The organism is Microcoleus sp. B3-D2 (assembly GCF_036705345.1).
Lineage (GTDB): Bacteria > Cyanobacteriota > Cyanobacteriia > Cyanobacteriales > Microcoleaceae > Microcoleus.
The window spans coordinates 1-21,411 of record NZ_JAUBUG010000097.1 but is presented as its reverse complement, the minus strand read 5'-3'; the positions used below and the strand labels follow the sequence as shown (position 1 = coordinate 21,411).

Below are 21,411 nucleotides of genomic sequence, written 5' to 3'. Positions count from 1 at the left end.
AACTGAATATGCTTTCATTGATGTATTTTTAGAATCTCTTCTTATTGTACCTCATAACAGCCGGAAGTGCTGTATGTTGGCCCCAAGCTAGGCGGTTTCGCAACAAAAGTATCTTGGTACGCCCGCCAAAAAATGTTCGATTTGCTGATGGCATTAGCCAATCCCAGCGCCGACACAACCGTGTTGGATGTAGGGGTAACTTCCGACCGCCGGGAAGACTGCAATTTCTTTGAGAAACTTTATCCGCATAAGGACAAAATCACCGCAGTCGGTATGGAAGATGCTTCGTTTTTAGAGCAAGAATATCCCGGTTTAAAATATGTCCGTTCTGACGGTTTAGCCTTGCCATTTCCCGACAAAAGCTTTGATTTAGTCGTGAGTTTTGCCGTAATCGAACACGTTGGGAGTCGGGTTCAGCAAAAAGCTTTTGTTATGGAACTTTGCCGCGTCGGCAAAACTTGCTGCATCACAACTCCCAACCGCTGGTATCCCCTAGAATTCCACACCGCTGTTCCCTTCATACATTGGCTGCCCCCCTCCTGGTTTCGAGCGTTGCTGAAATTGCTCGGTCAACACTTTTTCGCCCAGGAGGAAAATCTCAATCTTTTATCTGAGAAAGATGTCTTAAAGATGCTGCCTGTAGATGCTCGAATTTCTACCAAACATTTTCGGCTTTTCGGTTTGATATCTAATCTGCTCTTTTATGTCATCTAAATAGTTGCTACTTACGCTGAACTCCCAAATCCAGCACAAAATTTTCTCCGTCTTCATAGAGCTTTTTTCGAGTTTTTGCAAGTTGCTGCACGTTATCGCGAAAGTCGTGAGAGAGTTGTGATTGCAGTCGAAACCAAGATGACAATCCCGGTTCTGAAGTATCTACATCTGCCGGATGATTGAGACTCCAAGACGAATAAGCTATGTATCCAATAGATTTTGAAACTAAATAATTTGCTAAAGCTTCAGGGCCTTTGAATACAGGCATTCCGGGAGGCAAACTCGCTCCTCCTGGCCAGTCAGCGAGAAAAATTTGATTGCGTTTAAAATCGAGGATAAAAGGTGCATCTAGCCTCGTTAAGACTGTTTCTCCCTGTGGAATAGACTGTTGCAGCGCTGCATACTGCAATTTTTGCTTAGCTGAAACTAAAGAGGGATTCGTTAGTCCAAATTTAATATTTTTCACATACGCTGAATAAGTATTTTTAGTTATATCCCAATCGTAGCTGATTGTAAGACCTGCACAAAATACAGCGGCAATAAAAAAGTTAGGAATCCCGTTTTTATTTAACCCTCCTGTATCCGTCATGGCGATCATAATTAATATGATAATTGCTGGAAATAAGTGAGAGAATGAATAACGAAAAGGGTCGGCATTTTCAGTAAGTACGCCTACAACAACAGTTGCCACTAGGGCTGCAACTGTCATAGATAAAGGTGCTTGGCGGTTTGAGAACGAGGATTCTGCTGGTAAATTAGCAAATTTTAGAGGTCGGATACTTAAGCTCAAGCAGCCGAGCAATATCACTATAAAAACGTAAATACCTCTGAATGCTGCGAGGGCTGTTTTAACAGTCGCCAAGAGTGTCGGACCTGATTTGAAAGTAATGCCGTAGGCGGATGCGTGATAGCCTTTTCCCAAAAGAGGATACAATAAAGTACCTGAAGATTGATACAAAGAAATCATCCAAGGTAGGAGAAATATTCCTACTAATACTGTCGCAAGCCCGAATTCCCATACAACTTTTAGTTTTGTATTTGAGCTAAGAAAATAGCAAAGGTAGCTAACTGCAAATACAATAGCCGAGGCAGGAATTAGAGAAGATTTTAAAGTACAAATTGCGGCGGAGATTAAAGCGATAATACAAGCATTAAAAACCCAATAGTTGCGGTTTATTTCTTTGCTGTCAAGGGTTCTAAACAAACTTAAAAATAAAGGTACTGGCAACATCATACTTGTAGTGTTTGCCTTGGGGACAGCAATCAATAATACAAATAAAATTGTAAATATTACTCGTCTAGTCGAGGCTTGATTTTCTTTGAAAAATCCGATAATTAGGCCGAGCGTAATAATCAGCGCCAAACCAGGGTCTATGATGTTTAAATTAGTGTCGGAAAGTACGCTGACAATGAAAGTATGGAGAAATGACTGTCCCCCAAAAGATACTATTCTTCTTTCGCTAAAAGGCTCTAGGCCCATAGAACCGAGTTGCAGCATTTTGTGGGGAAATACTAAGTAAGCGTGGTAGTCATCGCTGGTATTAAACCCGTCAGCATACACCATGTTGGCAAAGTTGAGTCTGCCTGTATAAACCCATCCCGCGTATTGGATTAAAATCAGTAGACTGACTGTGGCAAGGCCTGCTAAGATTATTTTATCTTTGCGACTTTCTTGAAATAGCTGTGAGAGATTGCTGGCGATTGATTGTCTGTGATTTACCAAATCTACTAGACAATAAATGAGTCCCAAACCTAAAAAAATAAAAATTGTGGGTGGCGAGATATTCCAAGTTGCGTTTAATACACCGCCAATGATAAGGCTCAAGGCTAGACCCCAAGCGGCTCTTTGTCCCCAGTCCTTTCGCTGGTTGGGAAAAAGAATGTGGTTGAGGAATTTCCCCCAACCGATTAAGGATAAAAGCAGGCAAATACCGTAGAAGAAGGATATTAGGTATGGAACCATTGCTGTCAAAGCCTATTATATTAAATTGTTAACTTGTGGAGCGAGGACGTGTTAAGTTTTGGGGGTGTGTTATGAATCGTATTTTATCTTAGAATACTGTATAAATTTTGTCAATATATTGTTTTTTGTTTTCGTTGGTGGAGGATGATTTAAAGGTAATTACTATTAATCGGATTGGATACGAGAGAGAAATTTATGATTGAGGGAAGTGCGATCGCACTTTTGGTAATAATAAGGGCTTGGGGAAAACAGGGCTTTTCGGGAACAGAGGGGCGCTCACGGGATGTATGAACAAAAGCTAAAATTGAAGCTGTCTTAAAAAGTAGGGTAAAAACGAAAAATCTAGGAGTAAGCAGCCCTGGAATGATGATAGGTTAGATTCAAGGCTTACGCAGGTACACTCTATGTGTGCCTGCACAAATACGAGCGCTACTAATTGACCCGATATTGGCTCACAAGTTGGTCAGGATTCAATTAGAAGCGTATAAGTACGATGCTCGCGCAAGTTTAGTTTACATCGAGCGCTTGTAAAGTGGGAGACGATCGCGCAGGACGTGTTCTTCAAAATTTCAAGTGCGAGGGCGATTGCTTTTAAAATAATTAGTTATACGAATTTAATTGATAGAAGGACTAATAACTACTCTTCATAATCGATCAAAACTTGCACCCAGCTTGGCGGCCGCGGGATTGGATTTCCCAAACGATCTAATAGCAGCAAAGCTACTAAATGCACTACAAATAAATAGACAATATTGTTAACCAAAATCATCCCGGCGGCGATCGCCCCAATAGTGTTCAAACTCGGTACATTAAGCCAGCCCAGCTTCACAAACACCCATTCCACCATCTCTGTTACCTGGGCGGTTACGTAAACCCATAGATCTTGACCCACCAACGCTGACAGCAGCCAAAACCGAAAAAAGAAGCCGACAGTACCAATTAGCGCGCCCACACTAATAGAGAGTGACCAACTCGCTTTACGCCTCCAAAGTCCTCCCAGCGCAACTCCCATAATTCCAAAAGGCATCACGTATAAAATGCTCCGCGTCGGGCCCATGAGTACCGACAGCAGCAAACCCGATACCAAAGCTGCCATCCAAGCTGCTCGGTTGCCCCAACGCAAGTAAACTAGGGCGATGGGTATCGGGAAAAAAACCCGCAGCAAAGGCCCCAGCGGAAAGTAATAATTTACCAGCCAAATTAAGCTAGCCGTACTTGCTAAAAAAGCCGTTTCTACCAGCCTTAAAGGCGCTTCCCCAGAGGCCCGCTTCCCCGGATCGGGATTGGTGCGATCGCCAGCCATTGCTGAAATATCGGCGGTTTGCGGCTCGTTATTTGTACTGGGTGAACTACCCGAATTAGACGCAGCATCTGCTGAAAAAAAATCACTCATCCGATTTTAGATTTTAGATTTTAGATTTTAGATTTTACGGAACCTGCGCCCGATACGGCTGATTCCCGATTTTAGATTTTAGATTTTAGATTTTAGATTTTACGGGACTTGCGCCCGATACGGCTGATTCCCGGTTTCACTGTTTGGATGCCTCGCCGCCAAATTTAATATTGCTCGCAGAAACCGGGTTTAGGCAGGAACGCAAGTCTTATTTTAGATGGATTTTCTCAGCCAAAATTTTCAGCAGCATTATTTTTCGATTTTGGCTTCCTGGATTACAAGAACCGAACAAGATGCGTGGTGAACGACATAATTGCTGACGCTGCCGAGAAAAGCTTCTGTAAACCCAGTGCGGCCGCGCCTCCCCAACACTATTAAATCTGCGCCCCAATTTTCGGCGGATTCACAGATACAATGCCCCGGATCTCCGTCCATTTTGCAGTCAAATTCCACCTGCAATCCTTTTTTTGCTGCGGCGTCGCAGTAATTGTTCAGCAAACCCGAAGCCTGTTTTACATCCCTGTCCAGCCGCAAACGTTGAGCTTGATAAGCTTGATCCATTAACTCGACATTCAGGCCCAAATCTACCGGAATTGGCACTGCAGTCTGACCCACCGTGCTAACAGTAACGCAGTTAAATAGCATCACCTGGGCGCGATCGCTCTGAGCTAATTCTAAAGCTTGAGTGAAGACGCGGTGGCCGAGTTCAGAATCATCTAAGGCGGCGAAAATTTTCTTAAAACTCACAGCTTTACCTCCTGCGGGAAATCATTAGTATCAGTTAGGTAACAGAGAGTGCTGTTGAATCTAATTCAAATTAGCAAACTCTGATACTTCTAGACTAACAGACGCTCTAAGGCGTGCAGGTCGGGAATGCACAAAACGTCACGTTCGCGCTGAATAGTTCCTTTTTTTTCCAGCTTGCTCAGCACTCGCGTTACTGTTTCGCGAGCCAGCCCGCTGAGGCTGCTCAATTCTCTGTGTGGCAGGTTGGGAATTTCTGTACCTCCTGTTTCCAGGATTTTTTTGCCTTGCCCCTCGGCCAAAAATAATAGAATATCTGCTACTCGCGAGGTACTGTCCGACTCTCGCAAACGCAGGCGGCGGTTGACTTGTCGCAGGCGACGCGCCATCAGTTGAGCTAGTCGAATGCCTGCTAGCGGCTCGGTATGAATGAGCTGCACAAAATCCTGAGATGGCATATTGCCGATCAGTGTCGGGGCTAGGGTGATCACATCTGTCGATCGCGGTGCTTCTTCGATCGCGGCCATTTCCCCGAATAATTCTCCTTTCCCTAAAATATTCAGTGTTACTTCTTTTCCGTCTAGGTTGTAGGTGCGAATTTTCACCCAACCATCCAATATAAAATACACTGATGTTCCCCAGTCATTTTCGAGTAAAATCACTTGATTCGACGGATGACTGCGGGTAACGATGTGGACAGTTGCTCTCTCGATTACAGGATCGGGTAATCCTGCAAAAAAAGGAGTAGAAACTATCAATTGATTTATATTGGAATTCGGATCTCGGGTGTTAAAGCGGTCTTCCATGAGGCCATCATTTTAATTTATGCGCTTGAGCTGCGCTGGGCAGTTAGAAATAGCTTGCAGCCGAGTCATTCGATTTGAGATTCAAGAAACAAGGATCTCAAATCAAGGATCTCAAATCGGCAATTTTACCTCTAAAGTTTTGCGGGCAAAGGCTCAATATGGGAATTAATAGCCTCAAGCTCTGATTGGGAGCTAGAAACTAAAGAATATACCATAATTTTTTAGATATATACCACTGAGCAAATTTTATTAACAAAATTTTAGCAAGGTGGCAAACGACTGAGCCGATCGAATTACCTTTGAAAGCACTTCGCTTAGAAAGCTTAACACTGCTGAGAGATTTGTTGTCACTAGGCCCGGCTGTCGAGAAGGCAGAATCGACGAACACAAGCCTGCAAGCACGGTAGACAGATCCCCAATCCGACTGCAAGCCTGAAACCTGGCAAAGGTTCGCACGATCGGCAAAATCCACAGCCATTGCGAGCCTGAAGACTGGCGCTCTTGGCGAGCGAAACCCACCCACTTCCCAGCAAACTTTTCTGCTACCCCAAGATTATTGTACCATTAGTATCTAGCCATGAATACATATAAAAGGCTATAATTAAAGGTTACTCAAACCCAGTATATGGGAACAATCCCGAATGTCGGTATCCCCAATCCCAAATTGTTTGAGGTTTTTTCCAACTCGGTGAAAGATGAAGAGACAGTGGCGCGCCACCATGCTAACGAAACTCGCGGTGACAGTGTGCGGCCCGCCCTTCAAGCGGGTGAAGGAAAAAGTTCGTCGGGAGCGCAGCTCTTACGAGCAGGAATCAGCCTCCGGGTGGGGAAACTCGCCCCTGAGCCACAGAACTTGACCAACAATAATGGGATTCAATCCCCGTCCTTCTAGGACGGCTTTATTTATGGTAAGCTAGTTGCCGTAGGGTTTGTCCACGTCAAATGAGAGTTTTAGAGTTCAAAGCTAAAGGGAAAACAACTCAATACTCAGCAATAGATGAGGCGATTAGAACTGCTCAATTCGTCCGCAACAAATGTATCCGTTTTTGGATGGATAATCACGGCGTAGGGCAAAAAGAGCTGTATCGCTACAACACCAAGCTGAGAGCTGAGTTTCCCTTTGTAAATACTTTGAACTCTCACGCTTGCCAAGTTGCTATTGAATGGGCATATTCCTCAATTGCTCGATTATACGACAATTGCAGGAAGTCTATTCCCGGAAAGAAGGGATATCCAAAATTTAAGAAGAATTGCCGCTCGGTAGAGTACAAAACTTCTGGCTGGAAGCTTTCCCCCGATAGACGCTCAATCAATTTCATTGATAAGAAGGGCATTGGTAAACTTAAACTTAAAGGGACGTGGGACTTACACTTCTACCAACTAGACCAAATAAAGCGGGTTAGGCTAGTGCGTCGTGCCGATGGCTACTACGTTCAGTTCTTGGTGAAAATCGAAACTGGAAAACTAGACATTGAGCCGACAGGTAGAATTGTTGGATTGGATGCAGGAATCAAGGAGTTCTACAGCGATAGCAATGGTCATACTGAGCCTAACCCTAAATTTTATCGCGCAGGCGAGAAGCGTCTAAGGTTTCGACAAAGACGTGTTTCTCGTAAAAGAAAAGGCTCTGCCAATCGTAAACGAGCCATTAATAGACTAGGACGAGTACACCTCAAAATAAGTAGGCAACGTGAAGAACATGCCAAGAGACTGGCACGTTGTGTAATCCAATCTAACGATTTGGTCGCCTATGAAGACTTGAGGATTAAGAACTTAGTCAAGAACCATTGTTTTGCCAAGTCTATTAATGATGCGGGTTGGTATCAGTTCAGGAAATGGTTAGAGTATTTCGGGGTTAAGTTTGGCAAGATAACCGTACCGGTCAATCCTGCCTACACCTCTCAGGAATGCTCTAATTGCGGCACGTTAATCAAAAAATCCCTCTCTATGAGAACCCACACTTGCCAATGCGGCTTCGTCTTAGACCGGGATTGGAATGCTGCTATTAATATCCTGAAATTAGCCTTGAGTACGGTAGGGCATACCGGAACTTGGGTCATAGATCCGAACGCTTCGGGAGATTCGACCTCTACCTTGGTTGGAGTAATCCTGCTAGGGCAAGTTGGGTCTATGAACGAAGAATCCTCGTGTCTTTAGACCGAGGATTGTCAAAGCACTTGCAATTGATAGAAGCGGGCATTGGGTGCGGAAGTACCGGCTAACCTATCATAGGCAATAGAAGTTATCCGAAGACAAAACGTTAATTAACAGTTGTCAGAAAATATTAGTGAATAATTGACCGAAAGCATCCAGGATACAAGCCCCCGGATTCATCCGTCCAGAAATAAAAAACCTGTATCCGATAAAGGAGCCCCCGAATTTATCCGTGCGGTCAATGCTTAAATCTAAAATCTAAAATCTAAAATCTAAAATCGATTGACGGACTCGCATTCAGATTATTCTATCTATTGGCATCGCTGCCGCCTGACTTCAGTCTTTTTTCGGTAAAGTTTCTCCCAAGCCGCATTCCCAGAGGTTCCGCCCTTGAATTCTCAGAAGTACAAAATTCAAGCACTGATTGCTGAGATAGACGAGGTACTCAGCAAGCCCGCACCCCGCTTGCCTTGGACGGGTTCTCTTGATACTGTCCACCAGCGCCAACTTTTAGAGCGAGTTCGCGCTTATCTGGTTTCCTCAGACTCAAAGCTAACGGCCGCAAAAGCCCCCGCCCGCCCAAATGTGCGCCCGCAACCAGTTCCAGTGCCCAAAGTGCCTCTGCCCGCCCCTGGCCCCTCAGCAGCAGAGCAAATCATGCTTGCCGTAACCGGAGAAATCAGCCACCTGCGTTCAAGCCTGACAGGGCCGCTCCAAGAAGACATAGAAGCTCTGCGGCAAGAGCAGCAAGCTCTAATTCAAGAAATCAAACAGCTAGAAGCAAAACGGCAGCAGCAACAATCCCTAGCTCAGCAACAAGCCAATCAACAGCGAATCATTGCTGAATTCTTGCAGGTACTGACTGCCCGCTTGGAAGAAACCTTGACTAGCGATTTCTCCCAAATTATAAGTTCCCTAGAAAATCAGTTATTGCAAAGCAGCGCAACAGCTTACTCTTTGGGCGGTGCGGGTGATGAACAATCGGCTATTGACGTAACACTTAACCGAGAAACCTCAGAAGAACACCCGCTGCTGACGCCGGCTCAGAGGTTGGAGCAAATGCAACTGTTCCAATCTCATGCTGACAGTCTGCTGATGAGTCTCGATTCTAGGATGGGTACCGTGTTCGAGGCTTTGCAAGCAAATCTGCAAAGCTATCAAGCTTCCTTGAGACAAGAACTCGAAAATATGTACGGTTTGAGTCAGCAGAGCGAGGCGATGTTCGCGGCTTTGGTCAACCACTTGGCCGCACAGTTGGGACGAGAAGCATCTTCCTACGTTCAACAGCCGATCGATTTAGCAAATAATCTCGAAACCGTCACCCCAACCGCAGCCGATCAATCTCCTGTCGCTCCCACCCTTTCAAATACTTCGATCGAGCACTCAGCCGCAGAGACTCTGACTGAAGACTCGGTGCAGGAAATTCGCACCGGCGAATTCGGAGAACAAGACAGATTGCCCTACGCCGGTACAGAAATTTCTCCGCAATTCAGACAGTTGAGGCGCGACCGCGACCGCATTCAAGCCCCAATTTTGCTCCCGGAGTTGGAAGATAAATTTGTCGGTTATGCACCCGAAGTATCTCGAAACGCAACTCTTTTTCCTGGCGGTGAATCGGAAAATAGGTTAACAGAAAAAAACGAAGATATTGAGGATTTGTATGCAAGTTTGTTCGCGGGAGAAGCGGTTCCTGAAGTAGAATTACAAATCGAAAGTTTCCCGGTAGAGAATACTGAAATAGAGGTCGAAAGTGAAGGTGTAGAGTATCAAAATGCGGCGGATAATGAAACTGCAGACTCGCTAAAAATGACCGAAGATTTGTTTGTAAATCTGCTAGAGGAAGGCGAATCTCTGGAAGAGATTTTAGGAGATGAAGATTCAGACTTTGTAATGGGTAATTCTGTAGACGCTCTAACTTTAGATACTGCAGATTTATTTGAACCGCAAGTGGCAACAGTAGCTCAAGTTTCAGAAGCACCACCCTCAACCGCTGAGGTGCAACTTGACGCGGACGATCGAGAAAATCTAGAAACGGATCAAAACCTCAGCGACCAGTTCGGCGCTACTGTGCCTCAGTCAGCAGCTTTGCCGTTGAGAACGCCTGTAGAAATTAGCCCTCACCACCCCAGTGCCGCGCCCCATGTGCCGAGTGCCGGCGATGTTCAAACTGGTGAGTTCGACTCATCCTCGCAGGGGCTCGATGATGGGTACATCCAAGCTTCGCCGGACGAGGATTTGCTGCCGGTCGAGGCATTAGAAGATGACCTCGATCGAGCTCTAAATTTGGACAACAATACTCTGGAACTTTTGGAGGCAGACCTCTACAATCTGGAGGGATTGGAAAATACTAGCTCCCGGCGATCGATTTTCTCAGCCGCTAACAGCTTGGATTTATCGGCGAGTTCCCCCGAGGACATTGCAAAAAATCCCTTTGCCGAGGCCGCAGAGGAAGAACTCGGCACGCTGGAGGATTTGTTCTCCGATGTGTTGGAACTCTCACCTGAGGATGAACCCTTTGTTTTGGAAAACGAAGTTGAGGATGACTTGTTTGCGGAGGAAGACGACTCGAATTTGACGCTAGACGAGATTTTGGCTAGTTTGACCGAGACCGATCGCCCTTGGACTGATTCTCCCCCTCCAGAAACTGCCGAAACTAACGAACTGCGATCGAGTCCTCCAGAAAGTAAAAAAAAAACCTAATTTCGACAGAGAGTAAAGCAGGAGTTGTTGAGGGGAAAACCGAGTTTAGCGAGTTTGCCACACAGCAGCAAGAGTTGGCGCCTCCTTTTGTTGCAGGTGCGATCGCCCCATCCCGAGAACGCCCGAACTCTAGCTGGTATTTGGGCATTGATTTTGGTTCCAGCGGCGTGTCTGCGGCTTTGCTCGATCGCGAAGCAGGCCAGTTGCACCCGATTTACTGGGAAGTATCGCAGGCTGAGGGTTCCCCAGCAGACGCCAGCTTTCGGATTCCCTCGGCTGCGGTGCTGGCGAACACAGCCCCAGGAAGCCTAGGGTCAGAGGTGACAGTCAAGTCGGTGGGATTCCGACCCCAGGCTTTGGCTGCAGGAGAATTTTTACTGGAAAATTTTAAATTGCCTTTAAAGGTGGGCATTCCTTATCAGCGGGAGGCTGCTGGGATGTACGAACCGCTGTTGCAGTGGTCGCCCTTGCAGGCTTTTTCGATCGCCTTGCCGCTGCAAGGTGTGCGCGCACTGCTGGCTACTTTGAATCCGAGTTTGCGGGGACAAATATTTGACGGATCGGGGGAAGTTTTGGATTCTGCACCAAGGGCAATTTTTGCAGGATTGCCAGTTTCCAATTTAATCTGTAGGGCTTCGGGACTAACGCCAGAAACTCTCGATGCGGCGCTTTTAGACTTGCAGGGTGTAATTTTGGGGACTCCTGCCGGCTGGTCGGATGTTTATATGTTCAATCTGCGGGAGGCGGTTTTGGGCGCGTCTCTGGTGGCTTCTGATTCGCAAATTTTTGTGGTGGAAGATGCGATCGCCACTTTGCTTGCTGCTGTAACTCCTGTAAAAAATGGCATGGAAGTCGAGTCGTCAGCCGTGGATTCTGCTAAGGGCGGTGAAGAAGCTGCACCGCTGAGTGTTAATGCTTCGTCTTTTAGCGGGGGAACTTTGATTTTGAATGCGGGGGCGGCGACGGTGGAATTAGCTTTAGTTGAGTTGCCGTCAAATCTTCAAGATTTAACTCGTGCTGATTTTACTTGCCAGAGTTTTGGTTTTGCTGGCGATGCTTTCGATCAGGATATTATCTGTCAGTTGTTGGCTAAAAATGAAACGTGGGGAATGTCGATCGATTTGCCACGTCCGGGGCATCCAGATTTGCCGAGCCGCTATCAATTGCAGCAGCGGTTACAAGGTTCTGCTTTTGGCCTGCAATTGTTAGAAGCGGCAAGGCAAATAAAAGTTATTTTGCAACATCAAAAAAGTTTTGCTTTGGATATTGGCCAGCAGCATTGGGATGTGAAGCGCAAAGATTTGGAAAGTCTGGTTTTAGTGCCTTTTGTGCAGCAGTTAAACCGCGAATTGAATGCTTTGCTCAGCCGCGCGGGAATGTCGCCGGCGGGGATTAATCAGGCGATTTGTGCAGGGGGTATGGGTGCTTGGCCTGCGATCGCCCGCTGGTTGCGACAGAAGCTGCCGAATGCGATCGTGGTTCAAGACCACGAATTGCAGGTCGATCGAGATATTTTTGAGATTCACAATTCTGCATTAAATTCGGTATCTCAAAGTACAAATTTTTCCCAAAAATGTGGTCGAGTTGCCTGCGGGTTGGCGAGTTTGGGTCTCTATCCTCACATTTTGGATGTGTCGCAGCAGCAGTACAGCGACTTTTTTCTGCTGTGGGAATTAATGCAGGTTTTGGGCCAGGAAACTTTGAGCTTTCAGGAAATTTTGCAGTTGTTGGAACGTCAGGGCGTGAATACCCGCACCTGCGAACCCCGGATTTTGCGGATTTTGGAAGGAAATTTGCCGGCGGGACTTGTGCCTGCGGAGGAAGATTTCATGCTGTTGGCCGAGGAGTCAAGACAAAATCCTGATTGGGAAGCAATTTTGGCTGAGCCGCTTTTCTTTGAAGATGTGTCACGGGGTTATCGTTTGAATCTCGAACACGCCTCTGTTGTCCGCGAATATTTAGCCAAACTCGCCTCTAGCAGCCAGCAAAAATTCTTAGAGCCGCTAACACTTGCTTGGGATGTTCGCACCGATATTTATCGCTAAACGGCCAAAAACCCGGTTTCTCAGTAGTATCCTCCCTGTCTTTCGGGAAGAGTCCTAGTCGAAACCAGGTTTTTTTGCGTCCAGGACTAACTTTTTTCTGTAAATTTACGTAAGTTTACATAAACTTTATACGTTTTTATAAAAAATACATAGAAACTTTATAAAAGTATTATTGGTTTTTAAAGATTGTGCAAAGCTCAGCATTTCAGGTTCTGCAGATTTGGGATGGCTAATAAGATGGACGTAAGAGATCGTTAAAGTTGAGACAAATCATATGAAATTTCCCATGGGTGCCTCGTGGAAATCATCATTATCAGAAATCCTGTCCTTATTATTTCAAGAATTTACTTACAGAGTCGGTGTATCGAAACAACAGCATCACCGATCCGTAACGAGCAAGGTAAAACGGTTAATCGATATTTTGGGCTCGCTGCTGGGACTGGCAATTGCTGCTGCGGTGGCGGTGCCGGTGGCAGTGGCGATGCTATTGGACAATCCGGGCCCGCTGCTTTACAGTCAAGTCCGCTGCGGCTTCAAAGGGCGGCTTTTCAGAATGTGGAAATTTCGATCGATGGTTGTCGGGGCAGAAAACCTCAAACATTTAGTTAGGAACCAAGCCAAGGGTCACATTTTTAAGAATGAAAATGACCCGCGAATTACCCGCATCGGCCGTTTTTTGCGGAGGACGAGTTTGGACGAGTTCCCTCAATTCTGGAACGTGTTAGTCGGCGACATGAGTTTGGTGGGGACTCGGCCGCCCACTCCCGATGAGGTTGCTGCCTATGACGAATTTCACTGGAAACGTTTAAATGTCAAACCCGGTATGACTGGGGAGTGGCAAGTCAACGGACGGTCTGGAGTGAAAGACTTTGACGATATTGTACTCATGGATCTCGACTATCAGCGCAAGTGGTCTGTTGTCTACGACATCAATCTGATTTGCCAAACAATTTGGGTTGTCTTCAGTAAAAACGGTGCGTGTTAATAGACTTGCTGTTTTGGGGTGTTTTTGGATTTTAAATTTTAGGAAAAAATAGGGGATGAAATAGTAGGAAACGGATTAAATATATGTTAATAGAATTAGCCATTGGTGATGCTTACGGTGCGGGTTTTGAATTTGTTGACCAGCAGACGATCGAAATGTACAACAATCTCAACGGCTACATCAAGCATCCCCGTCACGATATCCAGCCTGGATGTTACACGGACGATACGCAGATGAGTCTAGCCGTCGCAGAAGCTATCGTCAGCCGAGAACCTTGGACACCGGAACTTTTAGCCAGCAAATTTGTTGCAGCTTTTCAGCGCGATCGGCGATTTGGTTATGCTGGCAAAATGTACAATTTTTTGCTACAAGTTCAAGACGGAAAAGAATTCTTAGAAAAAATTCACTCCGCTAGCGATAAAAGCGGCTCGGCGATGCGAGCAGGCCCCATTGGCATTTTTCCTACTATTGAAAAAGTCATTGAAAATGCTACCATTCAAGCTGCAATTACTCACAACACTCCTGATGGCATTAATGCAGCTATAGCGGCCGCTTTGATGTCCCATTACTTTATTTATCAGCTAGGTTTAAAGAAGAATTTGGGAAATTTTCTAGAAAGGCACGTAGCGGGTGAGTGGTCGATACCTTGGCAAGGAGAAGTCAGCGTTAAAGGTTTGGTCTGTGTTAGAGCAGCTATTACTGCGGTCATGCGAAATGATAGTATGAGCAAACTGCTCCAAGATTGCATTGCTTTTTCTGGAGATGTCGATACAGTAGCAGCTATCGCTTTAGCTGCTGGTTCTTGTAGCAATGAAATTGCCCAAGACCTGCCCGAAAATCTGGTACAAGGATTAGAAAATCAATCTTACGGCAGAGATTATATCATAGAAGTAGATCGACAGTTAATGAATTGCGCGATCGACTTCTGACTTCTTCCTGAGATAGGTTACATTCGTTAAATCCCTTACACTGTTTCGTTGCCGAACTTCTTTCTATTAGGATTAGGGCCAACTGTCACAAATAGGGTTAAATTTTATGTATGTAGTTGCGCTTTAGCGCTCTTAGCTTACGAAAGAGCGCCCAAGCGCAACTACATACTTTTGTTTAATTTTCCAGTTGGCCTTAGTCCTATCTATTATGAATTTGCCTAATTTGATTACTTTCTCTCGCTTACTGGGAGTGCCTTTCCTACTCTACGGTTTGTACGACCCAAGCGCTCAAAGCCGCTGGATTTGCACCGCAATTTTTGTGGTAGCTGCGGCTACTGATTGGCTGGACGGCTATTTGGCTAGGAAGCTGAATCAAATTACCGATTTGGGTAAGTTTCTAGACCCTTTGGTGGATAAATTGTTGGTGCTCGCGCCGCTTTTAGTGTTGATTGAGTTGGGTCGAGTCCCGGCTTGGGGAGTGTTTTTGATTTTGGGTCGGGAGTTGACAATTGCGGGGTGGCGTGTTAATAAAACTACGATTTCGGGAGCTAATATTTGGGGGAAATTGAAGACGGTAAGTCAGATTGTGGCGATCGCACTTTTAATTGCTCCTTTGTCTGAAGCGTGGAATTTTCCCGCAGTAATTGCTTTTTGGGTTTCTGTGGCTTTAACTTTGATTTCTGGCGCTATTTATCTCTGGCCGGAAAAGGAAATAAAAGAAAAGTAAGGGAGTTTTATATCATTAAACACGCGCTTTCCCCCAGTCCGGCAGGGGTTTAAACCCCTGCCTCAAAGCAAAAGTCCTCTAAAGAGGACTGTTAAAATCATCAGTCCTCTTTAGAGGACTTTTGCTATTAGCCGGGGGTTTAAACCCCCGGCGGACTTGTGGAAAAGCGAGGATTTATCAAGATTACTTCCCCTTAATAATGGCTCCCAGATTTCCGGTAATGCACCGCTGTCACGCCGTCATTTTTGAGCAAATGACCGTTTTCAATCGCCGCATAAACTACCCAGTGATCGCCGCATTCCATCCGACTTATCACTTGGCATTCCAGATAAGCTAGAGCATCAGTCAAAACGAGACAGCCGTTGCTAGCTTCCATTGTTTCGACTCCGGCAAATCTGTCTTCTCCCGGAGCAAAGTTTTTCATGAAATACTTCCGCAACTGTCGCCCTTCTGCTAAGATGTTGAGCACAAATTTATCTCCGGCATACATCAAAGATTCGATCGATCGATCTTTCGCCACCGCAATCGTCACACCGGGCGGATTAAACGTTGCTTGCGACACCCAGGAAGCCAGCATCGCACTGGTGACATCCTCCCGCTTCGCCGAGACTACGCACAGCGAACCAACGAGTCTCCCTACAGCTTGTTCAGTGCGATCGCTCCCTGCTGCTAACTGCGGTTTCGGTGCCCGCAATTTTTGCGATCGAATCAAAGCTTGAGCAAAATCCGTGCCCGCTTCTGTGCACTCGTGAATCGTCGCCGCCGTCGGCTTAAATTTGGCTCGAATCGGCTCAAATCCAATTCTATAGCCAGCATCTTTCAGCTTGTTTTCCACTAAGTCGATCGCCTCTCCACTCCAGCCAAAAGAACCGAAAACCCCCGCTAATTTGCTCTTAGTTGCGGTAGATAAAACAATTCCCAAAGCAGTTTGAATTTGCGTGGGAGCGTGTCCTGCTAGCGTGGGAGTTCCGATGATAAATCCCGCGCATTTTTCGATAGCCTCTTGAATTTCTCCCGGTTCGGCAAATTCGCAGTTGATACTTTCCACCGCAACGCCGGCTTTCGTAATTCCTTTGGCGATCGCCTGCGCTAAAGTAGCCGTATTTCCGTAAGCCGAAGCATAAATCAAAGCAACTGTCAAGTCTTTTGAATTTTGTTGCTGACTCCATTCCCGATACAAATTGCTCAGTTCATTAAGGCCGTAACGGACGATCGGGCCGTGACCGGGAGCATAAAATGCTGTGGGTAAATCGGCGAATTTATCCATTGCTGCCAGCACTTGTTTTGCTTGAGATGCGTGCAGGGAATCGTAATAATAGCGCCGATCTTCGCTGTAAACGCTCCACCCTTCATCGAATACTTGATCCCCGCAAACGTGAGCTCCAAATAGTTTGTCAGTGAACACGATTCTAGTGTGCGGATCGTAGGTGCAAAGTTGGTCAGGCCAGCGGGGAGTCGGAGTCGCGATGAATTTTAAGGCGTGACCTTTTCCTAAATTGAGAGTTTCTTCTCCCCGAACGATCAGAATGTTTAATTCTTGTTCGGGAAAAGCGGCCCGCAAACTAATTGCGGCGGGATTCGTGCAAACCAAAGCTACTTGAGGAGCTAATTCTAACAGAGCTTTAATTGTTACTGACCTGTTAGCATTGAAATGCCCCAAAATTATGTAATCCAGCTTGGTCAAGTCCACCCGTTTCTGCAAAAATTCCAGGTAATTTTGAGTAAAAGATTCCCCTGGCGGGTCGAACAAAGCAGTTTTGTCAGCTTGAATAATATAGCTATTTGCTGTCGTACCCTTTTGCAGCGAATACTCGACTTCAAATTTGAGTCGATCCCAAGTGCGCGATCGCAGAATAAAAGTATCGAGGGCGATCGGGATAAACTGCACGTCGCGGGGTTTGACATCAGATGCGAGTCTATTAATCAAAGTGTTAGTCATTTATTGCACCTATGAGAAACTGAACTACAGAACTTCTTTTGATTTCGTGCCAAAACTTGGTATCTACAATGTCAAACCTTGCACCTCGACCCTGTAAATTGGTATCCAGATCAGTCAGAAATTCCCTGGTTTCTAAATCGTCCCCAATTTGGATAAAGCTCACTCCAATTTCTTCATCTTTCTCTATTTTATTTGCCGCACTTACAATAATTTCGGCGACAGCAGCGACTTCTTGGGGTTTTTGATCGAGGACTGCAACAATTATTGCTCCTTTCTTCCCTTTGCCATCTGTTTTGTTTGCGAAATAATCGCTAAAACTTGCTTTCAGAGCTTCTTCCAAATTAGTTGCCGTCGGGCTTGCTGAATCCGGTTCCGTATTTTGTCGCTGCAAAATTTCAGCTAACCGGCCAACAGTTGAATTTTTATACTTCCACATCGGAGTAGAAGCTTCGTAAAGGGTGATGCCGTCGCTGTCAAATTCCTGACATTTTTTTGCTAAGTCGATCAGAGATGCCTGTGCTTCTACCCACTCCTCGTACCAAGGATGGTGAGGGTCTCGGCTGGCATCGCTTCTGGCAATAATAATTGTGTAATCTCGGTCTTCTAAAAGATTTGCAGGCATTGGCAATTCCTAAGAGTGAAAATGGAAAAGCAAAAAGTAAGAAAAGGCTTATGGCGCACCGTAAGTTTAGCTGCTGGTAAGATTCGCCATAAGCACCCTACGTTGAGAGTTTTTGCGTAGGTAAGATGCCGCATAAGCACCCGATATTCCTACCTAATAGTGATTTCCGACTTTTCGGTGGTGAACTGCCGGCAGTGCATCTGGATTGGAGACGCGGCCGCTATCGACGATCGCATATACTATATGATGATCCGAAAGTTCCATCCGGCTGACTACTTCGCATTCCATGTACGCCAAAGCCTCTGTCAGAATGGGAGAACCGTTGGTTGCTGGTTGAGTTTTAACTCCGGCAAATCGATCGGCACCAGGAGCAAAACGCTTTAAAAAGTGCCTCATCAAAGTTTGATAATTGCCTTCTTCGAGCACGTTGAGAACAAATTTATCTCCCGCGTGCATCATCGATTCAATCGCCCGATCCTTCGCAACTGCTATTGTTAAACCCAGCGGTTTAAAGCTAGCTTGAGTTACCCAAGAAGCTAGCATCGCACCGCTAACATCACCTTTTTGGGCGGTAATAATGTACAGTCCGCCGCTGATTCGTCCCAAAGCTTTATCGAGGTCGCTGTCGAGGGATTTCATCTGTTTGACTGCTTTGTCCCGGGTCAGCCACTGTCCCAAGTCGGTGCCGGCTTCGTCGCAAAGTTGATAACTCGCTTCTGTCGGTGATTCTTTAATTAAAATGTTGGGAAATGCTTCTTTTAAACCCAACTCTTTGAACTTGTTTCTCAGCGGGTAAATAGATACGTCATCGCCGCCGCCAGATTCGCACAAACCGAAAGATTGTTTGTTGTTAGCTGCAACTAAAATTGTGTTGATTGCGGCTTCGGCATTCACAGCAGCAGTACCGCCACTAGGTGGCGAACAAATTACGATGCCGGCAGCATTACCGACAAGTTCCGCAACTTCTTGTAAGTCGGCGATTCTCAAGTCCATCATTTCCACGGCGACACCGGTTTTGGTGATACCGTGGGCGATCGCCTGGCTGAGTCGATCGCTAAATCCGTAGTCGGAAGTGTAAAATACCGCTACAGTGGTTTCTGCCTTAGCTTGCGCTTGGCTCCACTTTTTGTAGCGCCCGGTAAGTTCCACCACATTGTGCCGCAGCAGCGGGCCGTGACCGGTCGCAACTGTACCGATTTCTCCCAACTCTGCCATCCGCTTCATTGCAGCGAGTACCGATCGAGCATTGGGAGCCATCAAACACTCATAATAAAAGTGGTAATCTTCCTCAACTGCTGCTAAATCGTCATCGAAGGTGCTGTCGGAACAGTAGTGCATCCCGAAAGCATCGCAAGTGAACAGCACTTGAGTTTTGCTGTCGTAGCTGAAAATAGTATCGGGCCAGTGCAAGTTCGGCGCCGATACGAATTCGATAATGTGGCCGTTTCCTAAATCTAGTTTGTCCCCGTTTTTTACTACCAATCGCTCAAATGGTTGGTGTACAAGGTTTTCTAAAAATTGAATTGCTACTTTCGCCCCCACGACAATCGCTTGGGGTGCCAGCGCCAGCACGTCTTTGACTAAACCGCTGTGGTCTGGCTCGGTGTGGCTGATAATTAGATAGTCAATCTCTTTCGGGTCAATTTCGCCCGTCAGAGTTTCCATGTATTGCTGGCGAAACTTCTCGTGCGAGGTATCGACGAGGGCGGTTTTTTCACCGCGAATGATGAATGAGTTGTAAGTTGTACCGTTTTTGAGTCCGAATTCGATGTCAAAGCGGTCTCTATCCCAGTCCAGGCATCGAATTGCCGTTGTGTCAGAGGCAATTTCGACTTTTTCCACCGTCAATCTGCGTTGGACTCGTTCAGTCAGCGCTACCATCAGTGCCTCCTTGTCTGTTACCCATTACCTTATTGTTTCCATTCTGACACGTTTCTTTTGTAAATCTTTATAAAATTTCTTATGAGGCTGTTAAGTATCCCAAAATTTATGGCGTAAGGCAGTTCGGCAACAAAGCACTGTACCGGATGTAACGGATTTGAGGAAGAGGGAAAATTCAATAAAATCAATTTTGGGCCTATAAACAGTTGACAATAAACTTATCTCTGTGGTAATAAAAATGAGTTCAAGTGGTTGGGCGATCGCCTCCTTAGAAGACTATCAGTCAAATGCGATTCTCGATCGCGCGACAATTGGGATTAGCGAGAATGACTCGGCATTTAAGTCAACCTAATCAAACGTCAAATGCGATCGCGCTCTCTTATCCCGATGTGTTTAAGCAGTCGGGGATTTGGGGATAATGATAGAATAAAAAAAATTACACTCCACAAGCAAAAATCGACTCATTGATGTAAAGCTATGTCTGAAAGTTCCTTCGAGAAAACTAATTTGAGTTGTTGGCAATTAGGACAGTTGCAACAGCGAGTAGAGGATTGGTGGGAACTAAAAACTGCCCAAAATATACCGAATGTGAAATTGCCATCTTGGTTTGATTCCCCCATCTTGGGGGCGATCGCTAAAGCCGCCTTTTAGTTAATCTTAGCATTGCTCGCAGTCTGGGCGAGTTGGCAGATTTGGCAACTGTTACGTTTTTATATTCATAATTTCAAAAAGAGGAATCATATCATGTCCGGGTACTTACCCATAATTAAGCCGAAACTGGAACTTGAGGCCACCAGTGAAAGTTTGTTAAACCCCGAATTAAATCTTGCTGTTGGAGTAATTGTTTGCAGCGATCAAATAAAACCTCTTCTAATTCATCAAGATTTTCAAATTTTCGATTAGCAAGAGGCTCATTTGTAAGTGGCAAAAGTCTTTCTGCGCCTTTGTAGTTCTGGAGAGTGAGATGGTATCTCAACAATGTGAATACCTTTTGGGACTTCAAGTTTCCCGGCAGTATGCCAAAGAGCTCGATCCAAAGCTAGTACAACTTGCTTATTTTCCCCGATGTTAAAATGTTGAGCTTGCATCAGCCAAAACTTGATTGAAAAATTGGGTATTTACAAAGGGTAGAATCCACCAATATGTTTCTCCAGACTGCGGATTAACAAAACCATATAACCATAACCATTTAAATCGCCAATTAACGTTTGCTACGGGTACTGTCCATTCATCTACCCACATCCTTCTAATTATTGGTTTAAGCCCGACTCTATGTTCATCCATTGTCCAAACTTCTACCTCGGCGTCGGGGTACTTTTATTGAACTTGAGTCACCGTTTTTGCTAGTTTTTTTTTCCATTGTTCCTGCTCCGTACAGTCTGCTTCCTGATGAGAGGGTCGAGGTACTCTCAAACGTAGTCTCATTGCCTTCAAATACTCCCAACCTCGTTGTCTACTGACTGAATGTCCTAATAATTCACTCATCCAATTTGCAACTTTCTGTCCGTTCCAAAGCCCACCAACAGTTGGATGTGATTGTAGCGCTTGCCATAGTTGTGCTTGTTGTACATCATTCAAAAGTCTATCGGCACCTCGATGTTCATGCCTTTTATCTCCAAGTGATTTTGGACCAATGCGGTTGTACCCCCAGACCAGTTCATAAATCCAACTGAGACTATAACCAGTTATTTGTGAAACCTCTCGGCTACTTCTGCCAGATGCTAATAACCAGATAATACCAAATCCGGGTTAGCTACCCCCGTTATGATGGCAAAAAAAACTGCACTCACTTGTATTGGTTTAAAACTC

At 45.6% G+C, this 21,411-nt stretch carries 18 protein-coding genes; 10 read left to right on the top strand and 8 right to left on the bottom strand.

Annotation, left to right across the window (positions count from 1 at the left end; translation table 11 throughout):
• Positions 1-66: 66 nt before the first annotated feature.
• The gene (locus QUB14_RS25840; RefSeq protein WP_333220582.1) at positions 67-714 is read left to right on the top strand and encodes a methyltransferase domain-containing protein; all 648 of its coding nucleotides are present in this window, start codon (positions 67-69) and stop codon (positions 712-714) included.
• Positions 715-721: 7 nt separating this feature from the next.
• Here QUB14_RS25840 and QUB14_RS25835 read toward each other — a convergent pair whose 3' ends face one another.
• Complete coding sequence (locus QUB14_RS25835) at positions 722-2,677, bottom strand: hypothetical protein (protein WP_333220584.1); 1,956 nt, start codon at positions 2,675-2,677, stop codon at positions 722-724.
• Between the two features lie 408 nt (positions 2,678-3,085).
• Between QUB14_RS25835 and QUB14_RS25830 the strand changes: the two genes are divergently transcribed.
• Positions 3,086-3,208 carry a hypothetical protein gene (locus QUB14_RS25830; protein ID WP_333297370.1) on the top strand — a complete coding sequence of 41 codons (123 nt, stop codon included), beginning with the start codon at positions 3,086-3,088 and terminating at the stop codon, positions 3,206-3,208.
• Positions 3,209-3,314: 106 nt separating this feature from the next.
• Here QUB14_RS25830 and QUB14_RS25825 read toward each other — a convergent pair whose 3' ends face one another.
• From QUB14_RS25825 to QUB14_RS25815, 3 genes are all read right to left on the bottom strand, one after another.
• Positions 3,315-4,070 (bottom strand): DUF2232 domain-containing protein, encoded by a 756-nt coding sequence (locus QUB14_RS25825; RefSeq protein ID WP_190663939.1) that lies wholly within the window; start codon positions 4,068-4,070, stop codon positions 3,315-3,317.
• Positions 4,071-4,319: 249 nt separating this feature from the next.
• Positions 4,320-4,817: a universal stress protein gene (locus QUB14_RS25820; RefSeq protein ID WP_333220587.1), complete on the bottom strand. Its 498-nt coding sequence runs from the start codon at positions 4,815-4,817 to the stop codon at positions 4,320-4,322.
• Between the two features lie 89 nt (positions 4,818-4,906).
• Positions 4,907-5,620, bottom strand: coding sequence for a Crp/Fnr family transcriptional regulator (locus QUB14_RS25815; protein WP_190663937.1), 714 nt, complete (start codon positions 5,618-5,620; stop codon positions 4,907-4,909).
• A 625-nt stretch (positions 5,621-6,245) separates the two neighbouring features.
• On the opposite strand from QUB14_RS25815, the gene QUB14_RS25810 reads away from it, so the two are divergent.
• The 7 genes from QUB14_RS25810 (at position 6,246) to pgsA (ending at position 15,160) form a co-directional block, all read left to right on the top strand.
• Positions 6,246-6,512, top strand: coding sequence for a hypothetical protein (locus QUB14_RS25810; RefSeq protein WP_333220589.1), 267 nt, complete (start codon positions 6,246-6,248; stop codon positions 6,510-6,512).
• 50 nt (positions 6,513-6,562) lie between these two features.
• Positions 6,563-7,777 (top strand): transposase, encoded by a 1,215-nt coding sequence (locus tag QUB14_RS25805; RefSeq protein WP_333220591.1) that lies wholly within the window; start codon positions 6,563-6,565, stop codon positions 7,775-7,777.
• Positions 7,778-8,164: 387 nt separating this feature from the next.
• Positions 8,165-10,474 carry a hypothetical protein gene (locus QUB14_RS25800; protein ID WP_333220593.1) on the top strand — a complete coding sequence of 770 codons (2,310 nt, stop codon included), beginning with the start codon at positions 8,165-8,167 and terminating at the stop codon, positions 10,472-10,474.
• A 74-nt stretch (positions 10,475-10,548) separates the two neighbouring features.
• Positions 10,549-12,519 (top strand): hypothetical protein, encoded by a 1,971-nt coding sequence (locus tag QUB14_RS25795; RefSeq protein ID WP_333220595.1) that lies wholly within the window; start codon positions 10,549-10,551, stop codon positions 12,517-12,519.
• Between the two features lie 274 nt (positions 12,520-12,793).
• Entirely contained in the window at positions 12,794-13,504 is a 711-nt protein-coding gene (locus QUB14_RS25790) for a sugar transferase (RefSeq protein ID WP_333220597.1), read from the top strand.
• Between the two features lie 83 nt (positions 13,505-13,587).
• Positions 13,588-14,433 carry an ADP-ribosylglycohydrolase family protein gene (locus QUB14_RS25785; protein ID WP_333220599.1) on the top strand — a complete coding sequence of 282 codons (846 nt, stop codon included), beginning with the start codon at positions 13,588-13,590 and terminating at the stop codon, positions 14,431-14,433.
• 208 nt (positions 14,434-14,641) lie between these two features.
• Entirely contained in the window at positions 14,642-15,160 is a 519-nt protein-coding gene (gene pgsA / locus QUB14_RS25780; protein ID WP_333220601.1) for a CDP-diacylglycerol--glycerol-3-phosphate 3-phosphatidyltransferase, read from the top strand.
• A gap of 193 nt (positions 15,161-15,353) precedes the next feature.
• On the opposite strand, the gene QUB14_RS25775 is transcribed toward pgsA, so the two are convergent.
• The 3 genes from QUB14_RS25775 to QUB14_RS25765 all read right to left on the bottom strand — a co-directional run bounded on the left by QUB14_RS25775 (position 15,354) and on the right by QUB14_RS25765 (position 19,602).
• Positions 15,354-17,099, bottom strand: a complete 1,746-nt coding sequence (locus tag QUB14_RS25775) for a diflavin flavoprotein (protein WP_333220603.1) — start codon at positions 17,097-17,099, stop codon at positions 15,354-15,356.
• Positions 17,092-17,721: a hypothetical protein gene (locus QUB14_RS25770; protein ID WP_333220605.1), complete on the bottom strand. Its 630-nt coding sequence runs from the start codon at positions 17,719-17,721 to the stop codon at positions 17,092-17,094. The genes QUB14_RS25775 and QUB14_RS25770 overlap by 8 nt, the downstream gene beginning before the upstream one ends.
• A gap of 153 nt (positions 17,722-17,874) precedes the next feature.
• Positions 17,875-19,602, bottom strand: coding sequence for a diflavin flavoprotein (locus tag QUB14_RS25765; RefSeq protein WP_333220607.1), 1,728 nt, complete (start codon positions 19,600-19,602; stop codon positions 17,875-17,877).
• Positions 19,603-20,079: 477 nt separating this feature from the next.
• Here QUB14_RS25765 and QUB14_RS25760 point away from each other — a divergent pair, with 477 nt between their 5' ends.
• On the top strand, positions 20,080-20,253 hold the full coding sequence (locus QUB14_RS25760; RefSeq protein ID WP_333220609.1) for a hypothetical protein: 174 nt from the start codon (positions 20,080-20,082) through the stop codon (positions 20,251-20,253).
• Between the two features lie 666 nt (positions 20,254-20,919).
• Here the strand turns inward: QUB14_RS25760 and QUB14_RS28840 are convergent.
• Positions 20,920-21,087, bottom strand: coding sequence for a winged helix-turn-helix domain-containing protein (locus QUB14_RS28840; RefSeq protein ID WP_445251867.1), 168 nt, complete (start codon positions 21,085-21,087; stop codon positions 20,920-20,922).
• Between the last annotated feature and the right edge of the window lie 324 nt (positions 21,088-21,411).

What these genes read in the sequence shown, in the direction of transcription:
- QUB14_RS25835 (WP_333220584.1), bottom strand. Translation starts at nt 2,677, where the DNA reads ATGGTTCCATACCTAATATCCTTCTTCTACGGTATTTGCCTGCTTTTA.
- QUB14_RS25825 (WP_190663939.1), bottom strand. Translation starts at nt 4,070, where the DNA reads ATGAGTGATTTTTTTTCAGCAGATGCTGCGTCTAATTCGGGTAGTTCA.
- QUB14_RS25815 (WP_190663937.1), bottom strand. Translation starts at nt 5,620, where the DNA reads ATGGAAGACCGCTTTAACACCCGAGATCCGAATTCCAATATAAATCAA.
- QUB14_RS25810 (WP_333220589.1), top strand. Translation starts at nt 6,246, where the DNA reads ATGGGAACAATCCCGAATGTCGGTATCCCCAATCCCAAATTGTTTGAG.
- QUB14_RS25805 (WP_333220591.1), top strand. Translation starts at nt 6,563, where the DNA reads ATGAGAGTTTTAGAGTTCAAAGCTAAAGGGAAAACAACTCAATACTCA.
- QUB14_RS25790 (WP_333220597.1), top strand. Translation starts at nt 12,794, where the DNA reads ATGAAATTTCCCATGGGTGCCTCGTGGAAATCATCATTATCAGAAATC.
- QUB14_RS25785 (WP_333220599.1), top strand. Translation starts at nt 13,588, where the DNA reads ATGTTAATAGAATTAGCCATTGGTGATGCTTACGGTGCGGGTTTTGAA.
- pgsA (WP_333220601.1), top strand. Translation starts at nt 14,642, where the DNA reads ATGAATTTGCCTAATTTGATTACTTTCTCTCGCTTACTGGGAGTGCCT.
- QUB14_RS25775 (WP_333220603.1), bottom strand. Translation starts at nt 17,099, where the DNA reads ATGACTAACACTTTGATTAATAGACTCGCATCTGATGTCAAACCCCGC.
- QUB14_RS25770 (WP_333220605.1), bottom strand. Translation starts at nt 17,721, where the DNA reads ATGCCTGCAAATCTTTTAGAAGACCGAGATTACACAATTATTATTGCC.
- QUB14_RS25765 (WP_333220607.1), bottom strand. Translation starts at nt 19,602, where the DNA reads ATGGTAGCGCTGACTGAACGAGTCCAACGCAGATTGACGGTGGAAAAA.
- QUB14_RS25760 (WP_333220609.1), top strand. Translation starts at nt 20,080, where the DNA reads ATGTCTGAAAGTTCCTTCGAGAAAACTAATTTGAGTTGTTGGCAATTA.
- QUB14_RS28840 (WP_445251867.1), bottom strand. Translation starts at nt 21,087, where the DNA reads ATGAGTGAATTATTAGGACATTCAGTCAGTAGACAACGAGGTTGGGAG.